The following is a 14770-nucleotide window of genomic DNA, read 5'->3' on the forward strand; positions in this document are numbered from 1 at the left end:
TCCTTTAAGCTTTTACAAGAAATAATGGCTGACCATACTCAACAAGCTGACCGTTTTTCACTAATACTTCCACAATTTCCCCGCTTACTTCTGCTTCAATTTCGTTAAAGAGCTTCATCGCTTCAACAATACAAACAACAGTGTCATTGTTTACTCGATCTCCGACTCCTACATATGCAGGGGCATCTGGAGATGGGGAAGCGTAAAACGTACCAACCATCGGTGATGTAATTTTATGCAGATTTGCATTCTCTACCGGTTGCGGAGCTGCTTCTTGCTCAACTGCAGCAGCTGGCACAGGGACGATAGGAGCAGGGTTAGCTGCTGCAGCAGGAGCTGCCGGGGCAGGAGCCGCCTGCTTCGGGGCAGGAGCTGCTTCATACACAACTGTAGCGTTTCCTTGCTTCTTCATTTTGATTGTTGTGCCTTCGTTTGCGTATTCGAATTCATCAATGTTCGAGTTGTCTATTAGCTTAATTAATTCACGAACTTCCTGGATTTTAAACATCTACACTCACTCCCATATACTTGTCTTGGTTACGTATTTAATTCCATCTTACGACAGGTTTTTTTAAATTCCAATTATTTTTAGGCTTCCTGCGTGTTTTTTTGAAAAAATTTTACAGTTGGTCACTGCTTATTACCTAGTAATAATAGCAAGCCTTATGTGAAATTGGCAAGACCACTTTCTTATACTTTACGCCAATCGGCGAGTTTTCTTTAGAATTTCGCTTCTGTTTCTTTGCGGGAGTGCACTGCAGAACCTTTTCAAATGAGGGAGATAACGGATCAACACTCAAAAGGAAAGCCGGGCAAGCCTTCTCAAAAATAGAAGCTACCGGGGGACTCCCAGTAGCTACTGTACTCTTATTTAGATGGCTCAAATTTTACAGCAACCTGCTTTTGGCCAACCTCGCTCTTGACAAGCTGAATAATTTTGTTTGCTTCCTGCTTAGACAGTTTTTCAGCTTTTACTGTAATGCGGACAGATTCGCCGTCTGCGCGTACAAGTGCGTCATCAAAACCTTGGCTCTTTACTAATGTCTCTAGGAGCGCTTCTTTTTCAGCTAATGTATTGATTGCCTTAAAATCTTCATATGCCTTGCTTTTTTCTTGTGCAGAAGCAGTAGTGGATGTGATAATGCTTTGTAATTCTGCTTTTGCTTCGCTGCGCTGATCTTCCATCTGTAAACGAAGTTCTGTAAACTGCTCATCTCCGGTGGATTTCACCGAAGTATCCTTGCTTGTATCCTTAGAAGCTGCATCCTTACTCTTCGTGCTTTGCTCCACAGGGTTCGTTACCATATTTGATTTCTGGCTATCGGGCGTTGTTACGTAATAGACAGACAACACTACGACAAGACTAAGCATTGTTAACAACCATACTGTTTGCTTTTTCACCACTTCTGTTCCTCCCTATTGTTTTTTTGGCAAAACAGAGACACGATGGCTCGGTACACCGAGTGTGCGTGTAACTGCTTCGATAATCATTTTTTTAACCTCTATGTTATCGGCTCCTTTCGCCGCGATGAGAACGCCGCGTACCTCCGGCTTATCTACTTGCGTGACGATAGGACCTTCCTTGTTGTCTTCCCGTATAATGCTTGGCTTTTGATTGGTGGAGGATTCTGTCACCTTTCTCTGTCCTCCATCACGGTCTGTCTCGTCCGTGCTTTGCGTGCGCGTTTCTGTTTCCCTTTCAATAACCTTCACTTCCGAGGAATTGAGATTAACAACGATACTTACATCCTTGACGCCCTTTACCGTTTCAAGGACATCTCGCAGCTGGTCTTCGTAGTCTTTTTCATACCTTTCAATGACAGAGGAAGAATCATTGCTTTTGCTGGCAAATGCAGGGACGTCCTTTTCCGCTTCAGTGCTCGTTTGCGGACTAAATACGGCCGTCTCTTCTTTCCTCGGCTGAAATAAGCTTCCAGAAAACATGAGCACAATACCCAGCGCCAGCAATACGAGCACAAGCTTCGGCGCGACCTTTTTTGTCGCTTTGTCATCTTCGCCGTCTCCCTTGAAAAGCTTGCGAAAGATGTTAGGCTTCTTATCATTCATTTGCTTCTCCTGTCCCCCCTTCTGTATTTACTTGAATTTTGCTCTTCTCTAGCTGCCATTCCTGCGCGAGAAACTTTTGAATATCCTGAGATGCATCGTTGTCCATGCGCGATTCATACGGTTTGCTTGTGTCGATATCCACCTTCTCCACCACCTCCACGGCTCCTGAGCGCTGTGGTTCCTCTTTGGAGACGGTAACGGCGACCGACTGAATATCCTGCTGCGATTTCACATCCTGCTTGTCTTCTGGAACGATGAGATGCAGATTGGCTATTGTGACGCCATATTCATCCTGCAGCTTCTGCGCCACTTCCTTTTTCATTTGGACAGCCATCTGTTCTAAAATATATGCACGCTGTGAGGCTTGTATTTCTGTTTTCTTTTGATCTATTAAATTTTCTATTCCTCCCTCTGTACCGTACGTTTTCTGGGTCAATTTGTCGATTAGCTCAGGCACATCTGCTTTCATCAGCTTAAACAGGGGGCTTAAAATGAGAACGATAAGCAGCAGGCTCACGACGAACTTCACGTACTTTTGCATGCTTGAGCTTGGTAAGACCATATGAAGAACAGTTGCTAACAAAAGAAAGATAATAATATTGCGAACCCACTCTGTTACAAATTCCATTCCCTCACCTCCTAGCGCACCATCAGCGTTAAGTTGCCGGCTGCAACAATGATGCTAATGCTCAAAAAGAACATAAGAGAGACGATAGCGAGTGCTGCAAAGACATAAATGATGCTTTTGCCGATAATATCAAGACATTGAATCACAGAGCTGCTGCCAAGCGGCTGCAGCACGGCTGCAGCAAATTTATAAATAAACGCAATCGCGAAAATTTTAATCGCTGGAAATGCAACAATTAAAAGCAACATGACGACCCCCGCAATGCCGACTGTATTTTTTAGAAGAGCTGAAGCGCCTAGCACCGTGTCGCTTGCCTCGGTAAACATGCGGCCGACAACAGGAATAAAGTTACCGGTAATAAACTTTGCCGTTTTCACTGCAATGCCATCCGCCACCGCTGTTGCTGTTCCTTGCACGGATAAAACGCCGAGGAATATCGTCAAAAACACGCCAAGTGCGCCAACGCTTACGTTTTGCAGCAGCTTGGATAGCTTCGTTACCTTGTATTGATCGCTCATCGTGCTGACAATGCTTAAAATCGCAGCTAGAAATAACAGCGGAAGCACGAAATAATTCATCAACATGCCGCTTGTATTCATTAAAAAGACGATAATCGGGTGAAAGAATGAAACAGATACGACGCCGCCTCCAGTTGCGATGAGCGCAAGCAGAATCGGAAGAAGCGCGAGAATAAAATCAATCATCATTTGAATCGTATCCTTCGCATACGTTGTGACAATATAAAAGCTGTTTAACGCAAACACTATTAGTACCATGTAAACAACTGCATCTGCAATTTTTCCGATGCTGCTCTTTTCAAACGCTGACTGCAGCGATTGCAAAAGCGCGCTGAATATCGTTAGCAAAATGAGCGTCCCAAGCAGTCTGCTATTAGCGATGAGCTCATGAAACAAATATTTGACAAGCCCCTTAAACCATTCCTGGATCGAAAAGTGCTTTTCTCCTTTTATAAACTCCAAAAAGCTTCCTTTTTGGCTTTCGGGCAAATAGCCGCCGTAGTTTGTTACAAGCTCCTCCCAATAGGTGCGAATGTCTTCAATCCCAAGCTTTTTTAGCTGGTCATTTACAATTTGCTCATCAATCGGCTGCTGCGTCGGCGGAGAAGCTTGTACTACATTCGGCAAAGAAAAAAGCAAAAGAAACAAAAATAGCAGCTTGGCGCTTGTTTTTTTTAGCATCATTTCACCTCCTTACTTCGGCAAAAAACCAAGAATGGTTTCAATGACAACTGTTAGGATCGGAATCGCCATCACGAGAATTAAAATTTTCCCGGCTAGCTCGATTTTTGAAGCAATTGCACCCTGTCCCGCATCCTTCGTCACCTGTGCGCCAAACTCAGCAATGTAGGCGATTCCAATGATTTTCAGCAATGTTTCCACGTACACATTGCTTACCTTTGCTTGGCTGGCAATTCGCTCAATCATATGCAGCACAGCCTGAATTTGATCAATTAGGATAAGAAACATCACGCTCCCGGCAAATACGACAAACAAAGTGGTTAAACTTGATTTATGCTGATTCAAAAGTGCTGCCAAAAAGGTGGCGACAAGTCCCAAGCCGACGATTTGCAAAATCTCGATGACAGCCGCCCCCCTTACTGGAACAAAAAGACACTTTTAATTTTTTCAAACAAATTATTAATTAAAAACGCCACATGAAATAAAATGACAACAAAGCCGACGAGAATGACCCAGTTGGCGATATCCTCGCGCTTTAGCTCTTTTAACACCGTATGAATAAAGGCTAAAATAATGCCAATGCCTGCGATTTGAAAAATCAAGCCAACATCGATGGACATGCTCCTCTCCCCCTACAGCAATAAAATGACGATAAGGAGCCCCGACAACACCCCGAGACTTCTTATCATTTTTTCAGAGCGAAGCTGCGCCTCCTTTGCTTCCCCCTCTTCTCGTTCTAAATGCGTTAAGCATAAGCGAATATGCTTTTGCTGCGACTCCCGATCATGCTGCCCAAGCGTTTCGCCAAACTGCTGCAAAATCTCATACTCTGCCTGCTTCATTGCTGCCCGCTTCCATACATTCTCTAAGCTAGCCATCCATGCTTCCCGCACCGTTTTTTCTCCCTGCTTCAGCTGCTCCCCGAAGCCCTCAAATAGGAAGCAAAGCGGCTTTGGCATTTGTTTTGCAAGCCGCTGCGCTGCTTCTGCAAGCGGCGTATGTCCGTACATAATTTCCGCTTCCAGCGACTGCAGCGCCGAGCGCATTAATCGAAGCTGCCGCGGGCGCTCCCTGAGCTTATTTGCAAACTCAAAGCCAATCCATGTTGTTGCCGCAACAATGAGAACCGCTCCAATGATTTTGATCATACGCTGTTCACCCTCGCCTTTTGCAGTAGCGTTTGCCCGGATCTGCCCTTAATTTGCTGTACAGTTCCCGGTCCATGTACACGTGATAATTCAATGAATCTATCAAATAAGCCAAGCTCCAGCAGTCCGCGCAAGGATGGCCGTTTCAATACATCGTCTCTCTCATAGCCGTGAACCGTTACAAATAGCTGCACACCCGCGTTTACCGCCTCCATAATCGCCTCGCTGTCCTCCTGACGCCCTATCTCGTCCACGATAAGCACATCGGGGCTCATTGAGCGGATGAGCATCATCATCCCTTCCGCTTTTGGACAAGCGTCTAGCACATCAACGCGTGCTCCGAGCTCGTACTGCGGAACTCCCTTTACACAGCCGGCAATTTCGGAGCGCTCATCTACAATCCCTACCTTAGAAGATGGGATTCCCCGTTTCTCCACACCAGTGCTTATCATGCGGGCAACATCGCGCAGCAGCGTTGTTTTCCCTGTTTGCGGCGGTCCGATAATCATCGTGTTCAGCCATCTATTTTCATATACGTACGGTAAAAGCGGCTCGGCAATGCCTAGCTTTTGTTTAGCGATGCGAATATTAAAGGACGCCACATCGCGAATCATTTTCACAGCGCCTTTTTCTGTAATCACTTTACCCGCCAGGCCCACGCGGTGTCCGCCGCGCAGTGTTACATATCCTCGCTTAAGCTCCTCTTCCATCGTATACAGCGAAAATTGACTGAGCTTGTTAAGCAAATACAGTGCATCATCTGCACTGACGATATAATCATAAAAATGCGGCTTTCCCCGCATCACACATTCAAGCGGTCTCTGCAGGCGAATGCGAATTTCCTCCAGCCCCTCAAGCGGCTCTTTTCTAAGTAAGGACTGTATTTCTCTTGGCAATATCTCTAATACTTCTCTCATGGCCTTCTCCCCGATTTATTTCTACTTAAATACTGCAATTAAAATACAGCTCACACCGAGCACCAGAAAAAACAGCTTTAAAAACGACAGCTCATTCGCTACGCTTAAAATTCCAATCGACATTGTCAAGATCAATACTGTTGGTCCGACAAATGCAAGCATTCCGTTTATCGCCAGCGCCTTTTTCGCATCATTGAAATGAAGCATCAGCAGCGCTGCCAAAACCTCAATGCTTCCCGACAAAAGACGGAGCGTCGCCATCGCAAGCACTGCTGCTTCCATCCCCGCTATCCATTGTTTCATCTGCTCACCTTCCTGCTGTAAAAAATACGTTTGTACCACGATATGCGTCGGTTGTCCATTTCAGAAGTGGAAAAAAGGATTTTTCAGGAGAGACTTGGAACAGGAGCCATTTGTAGTTTAGAGGTAAAAGAGATAAAGCTTTATAAGAAAAATGGAATCGAGCTGTTTTGCCCGCGATGGAGATAGTACGCAAAACGTTATATTTTCTAAAAAAAAAAGAGAGCACACTATGCTCTCTTCTTCTTTTCCTATATTATTACGCACGGGATACATATTTTGATTCTACTGTGTTGATGATTAGCGTTTCACCTTCGTTAATGAAGATCGGCACTTGTACAACTAGGCCCGTTTCTAATGTTGCAGGCTTCGTTACGTTAGATGCAGTGTCGCCTTTAATACCAGGCTCTGTTTCTACAACCTTTAGCTCTACTGTGTTTGGAAGCTCAACGCCAAGCACTTCACCATGGAATGTCATGATGAATACTTCCATGTTTTCCTTCAAGAATTTCAGCTCGCGCTCAATTTGCTTCGCTGGAATTTCAATTTGCTCATAGCTCTCATTATCCATGAATACATGAGCTTCACCGCTTGCATATAAATATTGCATACGACGGTTCTCGATGTGCGCTTTTTCTACTTTTTCACCTGCGCGGAATGTTTTCTCCTGAATGGAGCCTGAACGAAGGTTGCGGAGCTTGGAGCGTACGAATGCTGCCCCTTTACCCGGCTTTACGTGTTGGAATTCGATAACCTGCCAAATTCCGCCGTCTGTTTCGATTGTTAAACCTGTACGAAAATCGTTTACTGAAATCATTCTAAAAATCCTCCTACTAGTATGTTATAAAATAATGAGCTCCTTCGAGGAATGAGTCAAAATTTCATTACCTTCCTTTGTTACAATAACGTCATCCTCAATGCGTACGCCGCCTAAGCCCGCAATATAAATGCCCGGCTCGACAGTAACAGCCATGCCCGGCTCAAGCACCGTGTTAGAACGAAAAGACAGCCCGGGTCCTTCATGAATTTCAAGACCAATACCGTGACCTGTAGAATGGCCAAAATACTGTCCGTAGCCTTTTTCTGTTATGTAATCACGCGTTAAGGCGTCTGCTTCTTTTCCGGTTATGCCGGCACGAATGCCATTCAATCCGCGCAGCTGCGCCTCAAGAACCACATCATAAATATCCTTCAGCGCCTGAGAAGGTTCGCCGACAGCGATTGTACGCGTAATGTCCGAACAATATCCCTTATAATACGCACCAAAGTCCAATGTAACAAACTCACCTTTTTCAATCAGCTTTTCAGATGCTACGCCATGCGGCAGCGCGGAACGATGCCCGGAAGCAACGATAATATCGAACGAAGAAGAGGCAGCACCTTGTTTGCGCATAAAAAACTCCAGCTCGTTCGACACTGAAAGCTCGGAAACGCCTGGGCGAATGAATGATAGAATGTGAGTGAAGGCAGCATCCGCAATCTGTGCAGCTTCCTTTAATATCTTAATCTCCGCATCGGTCTTAATCAAGCGTAACTTTTCTACAAGACCGGAAACAGGCACAAGCTCTGCCTCTGTCTCATCACCATACATTCTATATTCGCTGTATGTAAGAGTATCTTGTTCAAAGCCGAGCTTCGTGATACCAAGCTCCTTTGCACGCTTTGCCACCTCTTCTACAATCGGACCTGTATGCTGGATGATCTCATAGCCGACTGCCTGCTTTTGCGCTTGCTCCACATAACGAAAATCTGTAATAAAAAGCGCGCGCGCTGCAGAAAGCAATACAACACCGGCTGTTCCCGTAAATCCTGTCATATATGTACGATTATAGCTGTTTGTGAGCAAAAGCCCGTCAATGCCTTCTTGCTCCAGCATACTTCTCAGCTTTGTTAATCTTTCCATCCTTACGCCTCCCCATAACATAATCTGTTCTACGCCTCTTCGCCGTACATGTCCTGCATGCCGCGACGGCTTAAGTTTGGCCCGTTCATGAGGAGCAATCTTCTCGTTGTCTGAGACCCTAACAAAAAAGAATGTTCTTAGAACATTCTATCATAGCTCAAGGCTTATTTGAATAGGCTGTCTCATCAGAAGGTTTTGTGCGATTTTCTTCTGCAGCTTCAAAGGACACGGAATAAGTGATGAATACGCCATATAAAATAAAAATACAAAGAGTTGTAACGAACGTAGGCCGCGGAAATTCCAGCGCAGATTCCACGACTGGAGATAGAAGCCCGATTGCAAAGAAAAGAACGGCCCACCAAAAGATCCCGTAAATAATACCTGGAATGATACCTTGAAACCTTTTAAACAAAGCTCCATATAAAATGGCAGCCAGAATCGATAGTATGGCCATAAGCACAATGCCCAATAGATTCCCCCAAACACCTTGCTTCCAATCTCCCAACGCAAACGGCATAATAATATAATTCGGCCCAACCTTCGAGAAGGAAAAGATATGGAGAAAATACCAGATAGAGCTCCAAAACAAACCACCAAAAAACCCAATTTGCGCCACCTTTTTTGTGAAAGATAACGGTTGTTCTTTTTTATTTTCCATTTTTTCACCCCGATTGTTAATATGCCCACAACAGAGAAATTTTATGTTGAAATTTGGAGTTTAAAAGGAAAAAAACATGTCTATAACGAAAACAAAGAGTATGGAAACCCAACCTTTCTATTTTGCTTGTCAGAAGGCAAGTTTTACCGATACAATGAAGAAAATAAATACAGGTTGGTGTTTACATGGCAGAGGAAGCAAAACAAATATACGGCGGGCAAGCCGTAATAGAAGGAGTTATGTTCGGCGGCAGAGAATATACTGTTACAGCCGTTCGAAGAAAGGATTTATCAATCGAATTTTACCGATTGCCGCGTATGAAGAACCGATTCCTTGACGTTCTTAAACGCATTCCATTCTTGCGCGGCATTGCTGCAATTTTATATGCGAGCGCAAACGGATCAAAGCATTTGAACTTCTCATCAGAACGGTTTGATGTAGATCCGCATGATGATCACACGATCGCAAAGAAACAAGAAGAACAATCTAAGCTCACAATGTTCCTTGGAGTAGCGGCAGTCGGCGTTCTTTCCTTTCTATTTGGAAAAGTTATTTTCACTGCTGTTCCTGCGGTACTGGCAGACTTGACGAGATCCATATTTCCTTCGCACCTCGCTCAAGTCATGATCGAGAGCATCATTAAGCTTATTCTTCTTCTCATCTATATTTATCTTGTTTCTCTTACACCGCTTATTAAGCGGGTATTTCAATATCATGGAGCAGAACATAAAGTGATTAACGCGTATGAAAACAACCTTCCGCTAACCGTGGAAAATGTGCAGGCTCAAACGCGTCTCCACTATCGTTGCGGCAGCAGCTTTATTCTATTTACTGTCATTGTCGGGATGTTTGTATACTTGCTTGTACCGACAGACCCGCTGTGGGCACGCGTTATCAATCGTATCCTTCTCATTCCCGTTGTGCTGGGAATTTCGTTTGAAGTATTGCAGGTTACAAATTTGGTGCGCAATATTCCCGTTTTGCGCGTTCTCGGATATCCGGGATTATGGCTGCAGCTTCTCACCACGAAGGAACCTACAGATGATCAAGTAGAGGTTGCCATCGCATCATTTGATGAACTGCTTCGTTTAGAAGGCAAGCAATAATTGTATTTTTCGTTTTTCTAAAGCAATGACATTAGGAGGTGTATCCCTTGAACGGTCGATCCTTTGCCTTAGTCCTTTTCTTTCTCGTAATCGGGCTGGCAGTATTCCAGCTTGTCTCCTTTGCTGTTGAGGATCCTGGCGGTCTCTTAAAAAACTTGTTAACCATCGGGATTGTGGTAGTTGCTTTTTACTGGCTTTACAAACTGTTTACAGGTCAGGGAAAAAATTCCCGCTCCTCTTACGACCGTGCAGCTAAACAGTCTAAGCGGAAATATGCAAAACCGAATGTAACACCTCTAAGCAAAAAATTGTCTTTAGATGCAAAAAACAAAAAAACATCTGTTGGTTTATTGAAAAAGAAGCGAAAGCCATCCCATCTAACTGTTATCGAGGGGAAAAAGGGCAAAAAGAAAGACCGTGCATCGTTTTGATGTGCGGTCTTTCTTTTGTGAGATAAGAAAGCATACCTTTAGGGCATGTCTAGCTCCCAAGGTCTGCTCCCTGTAGAGAAAGAACGCCTCCTGCCGAGCAAAAAAGCGCCTCCATGTGCAGAGAACTGTCTCCTTCGGGAGCAGGGAAGGCCGTGTCCGCTTTCTTATTCACCATTCGTTTTCTGTATATTGCGGAGCGCTTCTACACGCGAAGCGTCTTCTTCAAAATATTGCACAAGATCACCGATTCGGTCGATAGCATCCCAGCTTAAATGATGCTCAATTCCCTCAACGTCCCCATAAATTGCGCTTTCCTCCACCCCGATAATGCGCATAAACTGCTCGAGCAGTTCATGACGGTATACGAGACGCTTTCCAATTTTTTTTCCTTTTGCGGTTAATACAAGTCCTCTGTATTTTTCATAAATTAAGTATTCGTCTTTATCAAGCTTTTGTACCATTTTTGTAACGGACGACGGATGTACACTTAACGCTTCCGCAATATCGGATACGCGGGCATAGCCCTTCTCTTCAATCAAAAGATAGATCTGTTCTATATAATCTTCCATACTAGGGGTAGGCATCAGTTTCCTCCATCCAATCCTTTTTCTCACTTTAAGGAGGTATAAATTCCCAGCTAGAAGCTAATTCGACGTAGTAGGAAATTTTAGGAATAAAGTATACGTGTAACTACGCCTCTGTCTTCGCCTAAAGGCTCGCCAATCGGCGAGTTTTCTTTATCCTCCGCGCTAAGCAATCAATAAAATGATACAATAGAAAGCGCTTCGTGACAAGGGAAGAGATGATAAGCCCCATTACGTAAAATATTGAATTTCCGCCTGTGGAAAGTATTCCGTAATGTAGGAACGTATGGTTTTCTCTAGCTGCGCAGCCTCATCTGTTGGATACACATATTTTCCAATACCATACCGGCCCCACTTATACTTTCTTTTTTCTTCATCCATTTCGAGCTTCGTGTTCGGATAGCGCTGCTGAATGACCTTTTTAGCAGGCTTTGTAAAGCGATGCTGAATCATTTCAAACGATAGGTTCGGCAGATCTAAATCCTGCAGAGATGCATGCAAACGCTGAAACAATTCATGATAGCCCTCCTCCCACTCATCGTGCCTATAAATAGGTGCAACAATAAATCCAAGAGGATAGCCCGCCTGCGCTACCTTTCGTGCAGCAGCAATTCGATCCTCGAACGGAGATGTCCCCGGCTCAAAATGTTTAATAACATAACGGGAATTGACACTAAAGCGAAATCGCGTTCTCCCATTATGCTCCGCGTCCAGCAAATGATCAACATGCGAGTATTTCGTAACAAATCGCAAGCGGCCATACTCTGTCCTTCCGATAAATTCAATGGTTTTCTTCAATGCATGCGTCAAATGATCGATTCCAACAATATCGGATGTACACGCTGCCTCAAAGCGTGTAATCTGCGGTGCACGTTCATCCATATATTTTTGCGCTTGGGAAAAAATCTCATCAAGGTTCACATATACACGAACATACGGCTTACTGCCAAGCGTCGTCTGTAAATAGCAGTAATGACAATGTCCCATACATCCGGTCGCCAGCGGAATCGCATATTCTGCTGAAGGCTTTGACGTATCAAACTTTAGTGTACGCCTTACTCCGACAACGAGCGTGGATTTCGCAACTCGATATTGCTGCAGCTCATTCTCTCCCGGAAGGTTTCGGATTTGATTATGAGAGGTTGTCTCGCGAACCTCTAAACCCATGTTTGTAAATTTATCATATAGCTCTTTCCCGAGCGGATATTCTAACGCTTGCGGCTCAATATATACTAATTTCGGTATAAACGGCTCCACTGCATTCACCTCTTTCTATAAAACCCTGCTTTACCTGTAGTATGGGCGAAATACTACCTTTGCGTAAGTTTAATGATTTCCATACCAAGAAAAATGGAAAACTTATAAAAAAGTCCTTGCCAACATCACTTTTCTTTGTAATTCTGTATAATTGAAAAGAATACATAAAAAAATGTACACAGCCCGGTTTGCTCGCTATGAACACTAGGCACTTACTTAACAAAGGAGGGAACAGCAATGTGGGAGTTCGTATCAGGTATTTACGCCAATCGCTACGGTCAAGTCGTCATTGATGTGATTTTTACTTATATTATCGCTTACTGTGGATTTTGGGTTCTTCGCTACTCGCTTCATCAATTTTTCAAGCGAACAAACTTTATCGATGAGAAAAAAGAAAATACCATTGAGTCTGTTGTAAAAAACACATCCAAGTACTTAACGCTTATCCTTGTTCTTATAACGGCAATCCAACCGTTTGTTGATTGGAGAAATATCCTTGTTGCGGGCGGCGTGCTAACTGCTATTGTTGGCTTTGGTGCACAATCTGCCATTAAAGACTTTCTGTACGGATTTTTCTTTCTGTTTGAGGGTCAGCTGAAAAAAGGGGATTTTGTCACCATCAATAACGAATTGGCAGGGAATGTAGAAGAATTGGGATTTCGTGCTGTGAGCGTTCGTTTGACGGATGGACGATTAATGACGGTGCCAAATGGAGAAGTGTTAAAGGTTGTGAACGGAAACGTGAATCACCGGCGTGTCTTCGAAAGCGTCATTATAGATTTCAAAGAAGATCCGACCCGTGTGCGCGTGCTGCTGGAGTCATTATGCGAAGAGTTAAACGAGCTGCAGAGGGAATATCTGCTGCGGGATGCAGACGGTAATTTTGCAGAATCGTACCGCTACTGGGGATTATCCTCTCTCGATGCATCCCCCTATGGCTTCAAATTTTCCATTGCTGCCACGGTGCAGGATATGCATTATTTGCAAGCGGCGCAGGAAGCAAAATTTCTGCTGGCGAAACGGCTGCATGAAGAAGAAATACTGCTTCCTTCCGTACGGGCTGTGTATACGCAGCAATAATACCTGACTAATTTTACAAACAACTGACAGACATAATTATGCAAGAAAGACCCAAAATAAAAAAACGTAAGCGTCCTGCCCTATCCCGACAGGCAAATGCTCTCTTACAAAATGCGTTTTTCCTTTTGTGACAAAGGTTATTCTGGAGAGCGGATCAGGCCGCGGGAACTAGACAACGATTTAAAAGCTATATTTTCTTAATTCTTTCAAGAACACTCGCCGATTGGCGAAGACAGAGGCGTAGTTGCATATATACTTTATACTTAAATTTCCCGCTGCGTCAGACGAGCTTTTAGCTGGAGTTTTATAATTTTTTAAAGTATAAAAAAGCAAATTGTTGACTCGCCTCTTTTTTTCTCTGTATGATATGATTTCGTGAGCCGTTATTTTATTATTCGGATTTTTGTAACTATGAATGGATGAGAGGGGAAAAGGAATGTCGGTTAAGAAACAAACGAATGTGCGGACTGGGAAAATGGTGCGTGAACTCATGCTTGCTGATAAAGAGGTAACTGCATCTTTAATTATGGTATATAGCAAAAATGGCGTGAATGAGGAAATTAAAATCGAGGGGTTACACCCAAAGTCCAATGAAGAGTTATTTCTAAGCGGTAAGGTCGATTGGAATAAAAGCGTCATTTACAAAACGGTTGATTTTACAGGCAAAGCTGAAGTTGGTAAGGCGCTGCTAACAGATATGAAGAAAAATAACGTTATCTTAGAAATCGAACGTGTGATGTGGAGCAAGGATGCACAGGAAGAAGCGGATGCCGAAGCCGAACCGATTGCAATAAGCGAGGAAGAGAGCAAACCTGCTGCTATACATACAACGATATCTCCAGAGAAAGATAGAGCAAAGAAAGCCGAACCTCTATCACCAGCTCCAGTTCGTATAGAGGCTAAACCACAAGAGGTGAACAAGCCGATCGTTCCGCAAGTAAAGGCTGAGACAGTAAGCGCATCCAGTACACAGACTGTGAAGCAGGCTGCCCCTGAACCAATTGTACGCGCCGCGGAAGCAGCAGTCCCTCCGGTCAAGCCTGCAGTAATAGAGGAACCATTTGCACAGGAAACACAATCTGAGTTGGCTGGCCATTATGAACGTCTCGTTTCTAAAGCAAAAGAGGTGTGTCAGGATTATGATTTAGGCCTGGATATGGATGATTCCATTGAAGCTCTAAAAGAAGAACTAAAAAAGCAGGGAGTTTCATTAGATTTTGACGCGGAAATTATGGATGCTGTTCGCAGCCTTCGTGAACTAAAAACAAGAGGCATCAGTCTTGATAAAATATTAAATCTTGTATAAAAACTTGAGCTTTTAGAATAACAGAGCAGACCTTCTAAATAGCGTGGTACTATAAGATCATCTCACCCTTTTGTATCGTAATTTTTTAAAAGATACCCTTTATTTTAAGCAGGCTGGCTGGGATGTTCGCAGCGGCTCCCATTCGCCTGTGATACAAGAAAAAAGCACATGAGAAAAAGACCAACA

At 43.9% G+C, this 14770-nt stretch carries 19 protein-coding genes; 4 read left to right on the top strand and 15 right to left on the bottom strand.

Annotated features, from left to right (window positions below; all coding sequences use genetic code 11):
- Nucleotides 1-4: 4 nt before the first annotated feature.
- The 13 genes from accB to AC6HZ4_RS20710 form a co-directional block, all read right to left on the bottom strand.
- Complete coding sequence (accB, locus tag AC6HZ4_RS20650; RefSeq protein ID WP_497491582.1) at nt 5-508, bottom strand: acetyl-CoA carboxylase biotin carboxyl carrier protein; 504 nt, start codon at nt 506-508, stop codon at nt 5-7.
- Nucleotides 509-867: 359 nt separating this feature from the next.
- Nucleotides 868-1404 (bottom strand): SpoIIIAH-like family protein, encoded by a 537-nt coding sequence (locus AC6HZ4_RS20655; protein WP_497491583.1) that lies wholly within the window; start codon nt 1402-1404, stop codon nt 868-870.
- A gap of 12 nt (nt 1405-1416) precedes the next feature.
- Nucleotides 1417-2067, bottom strand: a complete 651-nt coding sequence (gene spoIIIAG, locus AC6HZ4_RS20660; RefSeq protein WP_497491584.1) for a stage III sporulation protein AG — start codon at nt 2065-2067, stop codon at nt 1417-1419.
- Nucleotides 2060-2695 (bottom strand): stage III sporulation protein AF, encoded by a 636-nt coding sequence (spoIIIAF, locus tag AC6HZ4_RS20665; RefSeq protein WP_497491585.1) that lies wholly within the window; start codon nt 2693-2695, stop codon nt 2060-2062. Before spoIIIAF ends, spoIIIAG begins: the two co-directional genes overlap by 8 nt.
- Nucleotides 2696-2706: 11 nt before the next feature.
- A complete protein-coding gene (gene spoIIIAE / locus AC6HZ4_RS20670) occupies nt 2707-3894 on the bottom strand; it encodes a stage III sporulation protein AE (protein WP_497495791.1) in 1188 nt (395 codons plus the stop codon).
- 12 nt (nt 3895-3906) lie between these two features.
- Nucleotides 3907-4287, bottom strand: coding sequence for a stage III sporulation protein AD (gene spoIIIAD / locus AC6HZ4_RS20675; protein ID WP_497491586.1), 381 nt, complete (start codon nt 4285-4287; stop codon nt 3907-3909).
- Nucleotides 4288-4310: 23 nt separating this feature from the next.
- Entirely contained in the window at nt 4311-4514 is a 204-nt protein-coding gene (spoIIIAC, locus tag AC6HZ4_RS20680) for a stage III sporulation protein AC (RefSeq protein WP_497491587.1), read from the bottom strand.
- 12 nt (nt 4515-4526) lie between these two features.
- Entirely contained in the window at nt 4527-5042 is a 516-nt protein-coding gene (gene spoIIIAB / locus AC6HZ4_RS20685; RefSeq protein ID WP_497491589.1) for a stage III sporulation protein SpoIIIAB, read from the bottom strand.
- The gene (gene spoIIIAA / locus AC6HZ4_RS20690) at nt 5039-5959 is read right to left on the bottom strand and encodes a stage III sporulation protein AA (RefSeq protein WP_497491590.1); all 921 of its coding nucleotides are present in this window, start codon (nt 5957-5959) and stop codon (nt 5039-5041) included. Before spoIIIAA ends, spoIIIAB begins: the two co-directional genes overlap by 4 nt.
- A gap of 21 nt (nt 5960-5980) precedes the next feature.
- Nucleotides 5981-6262 (bottom strand): YqhV family protein, encoded by a 282-nt coding sequence (locus AC6HZ4_RS20695; protein ID WP_497491591.1) that lies wholly within the window; start codon nt 6260-6262, stop codon nt 5981-5983.
- Between the two features lie 256 nt (nt 6263-6518).
- Nucleotides 6519-7076 (bottom strand): elongation factor P, encoded by a 558-nt coding sequence (gene efp / locus AC6HZ4_RS20700; RefSeq protein ID WP_497491592.1) that lies wholly within the window; start codon nt 7074-7076, stop codon nt 6519-6521.
- A gap of 24 nt (nt 7077-7100) precedes the next feature.
- Complete coding sequence (pepQ, locus tag AC6HZ4_RS20705) at nt 7101-8162, bottom strand: Xaa-Pro dipeptidase (RefSeq protein WP_497491593.1); 1062 nt, start codon at nt 8160-8162, stop codon at nt 7101-7103.
- A gap of 157 nt (nt 8163-8319) precedes the next feature.
- A complete protein-coding gene (locus tag AC6HZ4_RS20710) occupies nt 8320-8820 on the bottom strand; it encodes a YqhR family membrane protein (RefSeq protein WP_497491594.1) in 501 nt (166 codons plus the stop codon).
- 185 nt (nt 8821-9005) lie between these two features.
- On the opposite strand from AC6HZ4_RS20710, the gene AC6HZ4_RS20715 reads away from it, so the two are divergent.
- Together AC6HZ4_RS20715 and AC6HZ4_RS20720 are read left to right on the top strand one after the other, a co-directional pair.
- The gene (locus AC6HZ4_RS20715) at nt 9006-9926 is read left to right on the top strand and encodes a DUF1385 domain-containing protein (RefSeq protein WP_497491595.1); all 921 of its coding nucleotides are present in this window, start codon (nt 9006-9008) and stop codon (nt 9924-9926) included.
- 47 nt (nt 9927-9973) lie between these two features.
- Nucleotides 9974-10357: an SA1362 family protein gene (locus tag AC6HZ4_RS20720; protein ID WP_497491596.1), complete on the top strand. Its 384-nt coding sequence runs from the start codon at nt 9974-9976 to the stop codon at nt 10355-10357.
- A 164-nt stretch (nt 10358-10521) separates the two neighbouring features.
- On the opposite strand, the gene mntR is transcribed toward AC6HZ4_RS20720, so the two are convergent.
- On the bottom strand, nt 10522-10941 hold the full coding sequence (gene mntR / locus AC6HZ4_RS20725; protein WP_497491597.1) for a transcriptional regulator MntR: 420 nt from the start codon (nt 10939-10941) through the stop codon (nt 10522-10524).
- Between the two features lie 231 nt (nt 10942-11172).
- The gene (gene splB / locus AC6HZ4_RS20730) at nt 11173-12198 is read right to left on the bottom strand and encodes a spore photoproduct lyase (RefSeq protein ID WP_497491598.1); all 1026 of its coding nucleotides are present in this window, start codon (nt 12196-12198) and stop codon (nt 11173-11175) included.
- Between the two features lie 237 nt (nt 12199-12435).
- On the opposite strand from splB, the gene AC6HZ4_RS20735 reads away from it, so the two are divergent.
- Both AC6HZ4_RS20735 and AC6HZ4_RS20740 read left to right on the top strand, forming a co-directional pair.
- The gene (locus AC6HZ4_RS20735; RefSeq protein ID WP_497491599.1) at nt 12436-13278 is read left to right on the top strand and encodes a mechanosensitive ion channel family protein; all 843 of its coding nucleotides are present in this window, start codon (nt 12436-12438) and stop codon (nt 13276-13278) included.
- Between the two features lie 436 nt (nt 13279-13714).
- Nucleotides 13715-14584 carry a hypothetical protein gene (locus tag AC6HZ4_RS20740; RefSeq protein ID WP_497491600.1) on the top strand — a complete coding sequence of 290 codons (870 nt, stop codon included), beginning with the start codon at nt 13715-13717 and terminating at the stop codon, nt 14582-14584.
- Nucleotides 14585-14770: the final 186 nt, after the last annotated feature.

Source organism: Ectobacillus sp. OTK (genome assembly GCF_059698935.1).